1 pseudogene is annotated in these 600 nt (G+C 59.7%); it reads right to left on the bottom strand.

Going from position 1 to position 600, the window contains the following annotated elements:
• Positions 1 to 600 (bottom strand): annotated as a pseudogene (locus tag QNN88_RS22825) (type IV secretion protein Rhs); the annotation flags it as partial.

The raw sequence follows: 600 nt of genomic DNA, 5'->3' as shown, positions 1-600 counted from the left end.
GTCACTGTAATCGTGCCGGGTTTCGTGTTGCCAGAGCAGTTCATTCGTTTCAGGATGGTGCACCGTCTGGCGTTCGCTGATAAGGCGGCCCTGTTTATCGTACTCATACTGTACGGCGACGCGGTGGCCGTCGCTGAGATGGCTGACTTCGGTCAGCCAGCCGCGCTCGTTGTAGGTCCGCTGTTCCGCCGGCTCATCATTGACGGTGCGGTGCGTCAGGCGGTCGGATGCATTGTAATGCCAGAGGGTGACGAGGCTTTCATCCTCGCTGCGGATAAGCTGTCCGGTAATACAGTACTGATAACGCTGCGTCCTGCCGTCAAAACCCGTTTCCTGTACCAGCCGGTCCAGCAGGTCATAAGCGAAGATGGTGTGGCTGCCGTTCTCGTTGGTCAGTTGCGTCACACGACCTGCGGCATCGTATGCCATCTGCCGGGTCAGGCCGCCAGTGGTGGTGCTCACCGGGTGTCCTGCGTCGTCGTACTCTGTGGTCTGTCTGCTGCCGTCCGGATGAATGACGGCCATCAGGTCACCCGCGATGCTGTACTCATAGCGGGTCTCACGGCCTTGTGCGTCTTTCTGGCTGACCTGTCTGCTGCG

Source organism: Citrobacter sp. ANG330 (assembly GCF_047467925.1).
GTDB lineage: Bacteria > Pseudomonadota > Gammaproteobacteria > Enterobacterales > Enterobacteriaceae > Citrobacter_A > Citrobacter_A amalonaticus_G.
This window is presented reverse-complemented; position numbering and strand designations above follow the sequence as displayed.